The 2,179-nt window shown below is 69.1% G+C and carries 3 protein-coding genes; 2 read left to right on the forward strand and 1 reads right to left on the reverse strand.

The window, feature by feature from the left end; all coding sequences use genetic code 11:
• Positions 1–17 precede the first annotated feature (17 nt).
• Positions 18–227, forward strand: coding sequence for a hypothetical protein (locus MKK69_RS10375; protein ID WP_243967713.1), 210 nt, complete (start codon positions 18–20; stop codon positions 225–227).
• Positions 228–260: 33 nt separating this feature from the next.
• Here the strand turns inward: MKK69_RS10375 and MKK69_RS10380 are convergent, their stop codons facing one another.
• Positions 261–1,376 (reverse strand): hypothetical protein, encoded by a 1,116-nt coding sequence (locus tag MKK69_RS10380; protein ID WP_243967715.1) that lies wholly within the window; start codon positions 1,374–1,376, stop codon positions 261–263.
• A 152-nt stretch (positions 1,377–1,528) separates the two neighbouring features.
• On the opposite strand from MKK69_RS10380, the gene MKK69_RS10385 reads away from it, so the two are divergent.
• On the forward strand, positions 1,529–1,750 hold the full coding sequence (locus MKK69_RS10385; RefSeq protein WP_243967717.1) for a hypothetical protein: 222 nt from the start codon (positions 1,529–1,531) through the stop codon (positions 1,748–1,750).
• Positions 1,751–2,179 lie beyond the last annotated feature (429 nt).

The following is a 2,179-nucleotide window of genomic DNA, read 5'->3' on the forward strand; positions in this document are numbered from 1 at the left end:
GGTGTGCGGGAGCAGGAATGAGCGATGTCGTGGCCGCCCTGCTTCTAGCGCTGGCGGCCGAGAACGCCGAGTTGCGCGAGCAACTGGCCTCCGCTCAAGACATGCTCGTCGAGACCGCGATCGACGCCGGCAACATGCACGCCCTCGTCGAAGCCATGAGAACAGAGCGGGACACGTGGCGGGAGGAGGCCGAGCGGCTACAAGGCCGCCGAACCCGAACGGCCTGACGCCTCGACAGGCGCACCGCCAGGCGCCCTGACCTATCCAGCCCGCCCACCCCGGGGCAGCATCGAGTAGAACCGGCTCGCCTCGAACTGCTGCCGGGCCTGCTGTAGGGTCATCGCTCGCCCATCCATCTTTGGGGGCGCCATTCCGCCGCCGCCCGCCGCCTTCTGGCCCTGCTTCTGCTGCCCGCCCGCGATGCTCTTGAGCGCGCTGGCGATACCGCCGTAGGGACTAGCGTCCTCCTGCTGGCCCTGCGACCCGTCCAGCGCCGTCGGCTGACCGGCCAGGGACGCGGCGTCGGGCGTCGGGGAAGACTGCCCCGGAACGGCAGAACCTTGCCCGACGACGCCACCGAGGCCGAAACCGCCCTGTTGCGCCGTCGAGCCCATCGAGGCGTCCATAGGGGCGGCGATTCCCGGTGTCATGGACCGCGGCTGACCGCCGGTTGGCATCTGCGGCTGGAAGTTGCCGCCCAAGAAAGCCGCCGCTTTGGCCTCGTGCGGGGCCATACTCGCTACCTTGTCGGCTACGTTGCCCGGTGCGCCACCGTTGCCCGCGTCGGAGGCGCCATACAGGCCTGGGTGCCCTGCGTTGATCGTGGAATACAGATCCAGCCGTCTCATCCCAGGCTGAAAGCCGCGATCCGTCAGATAGCGCTCGACCGTGGGCAACTGATCCTGAAACGACTGGCCCGCCGATGCGCCATAGGCCTGCTGTTCGGTCGGGCCGAACTGGATCAAGCCGACATGGCGACCGCCCGCACCGCCATACTGCGACGGGGACATGGTGCCGCCGGTCTCGTAGGACATGACCGTAGCGAGATCGAGCGGGTCGGCCCCGATCCGGCGCGCGCTGGCGATCAGCGCATCCCGGTCCGACATCGACGGCGTCGCGGCCTCGGCGCTGTTCGGGCCCAGCGCCGAAATCAGGCTGGCGCCTGTGGCCGCCGCGTTCGGGTTCAGGACAGGGGTCGGGGCACCGGTCGGCGGTGTCGGCGGCGTGTAGCCCGTGAAGCCCGGCGGGGTGGCCGAGGGCACGCTCTGGTCTTGCGCCGACGCTTGGGCCGCCTGCCCAAGCCCGAGAAGGTCGGTCGGCAACCCGGACGTGTCGTCCTGCGCGAATACGGGAATGCCTCCAAAGCCGCTACTCATGACGCTGCCCTTTTGTGCGAGAAACAGCCCGCCAGCGGCGGTCGGATGCGGTTCGACGCTAGGGCGTTATTCCGGGCGACGGCCGTCCTGGGCCGAATCTGCAGCCTCTGTCGGCTATCGACAGAATGGCAAGGCGGGGCCATCTTCATGCGATGCCCCGCTGGCTCGAAATACTGCTGACCCTGGTGCTGTTCGCCATCGGCATGGCGGCGCTGTCGTGGGCCGTGAACGCGACTTTACCAGCAGGTGTCGATTGGCTCTGGGACCGCATCGGCGGCGTAGCCGTGTGGGTCGGGATCATCACGTTCTGGATCATCGGTGGCTTTTTTGCCTGGAAAGGTCATCGGCCCACGAAGGGCAGCGCCGGCAGGTAGGTCCGCGCTCGGTCGGCCTGAGAGATTGCGCCAGCCTGCGCGCCGATCCGCGCTGCATCGCCATAGGCCCCAGCCTGCCGCATCATCGCCCCGCGCCGTTCTATCGCCGACAGTAGCGTGTCGAGGGCATCGCCGCCCTGCATCGTCACGGCACGGGCGAGCGGTTGGTTTCGGGCGCTGTCGGCTTTCCGACCGGCGGAATTGGTCGCGATCGTGCGGCGCCCCAGGGCCCCCGACCAGGGTCGCCACCCCCGCCGGCACGCCTGTGGCGCCACCCTGCCGGCCGATCCGGTCTGCATCGCCATAGGCCCCAGCCTGCCGCATCATCGCCCCGCGCCGTTCTATCGCCGACAGTAGCGTGTCGAGGGCATCGCCGCCCTGCATCGTCACGGCACGGGCGAGCTGTTGGTTGCGGGCGATGTCGGCTTG

This window comes from Methylobacterium sp. J-026 (assembly GCF_022829585.1).
Taxonomy (GTDB): domain Bacteria; phylum Pseudomonadota; class Alphaproteobacteria; order Rhizobiales; family Beijerinckiaceae; genus Methylobacterium.

Excerpts from the sequence above, each read along its gene's own strand:
- MKK69_RS10375 (WP_243967713.1), top strand. The coding sequence starts at position 18 with ATGAGCGATGTCGTGGCCGCCCTGCTTCTAGCGCTGGCGGCCGAGAAC.
- MKK69_RS10380 (WP_243967715.1), bottom strand. The coding sequence starts at position 1,376 with ATGAGTAGCGGCTTTGGAGGCATTCCCGTATTCGCGCAGGACGACACG.
- MKK69_RS10385 (WP_243967717.1), top strand. The coding sequence starts at position 1,529 with ATGCCCCGCTGGCTCGAAATACTGCTGACCCTGGTGCTGTTCGCCATC.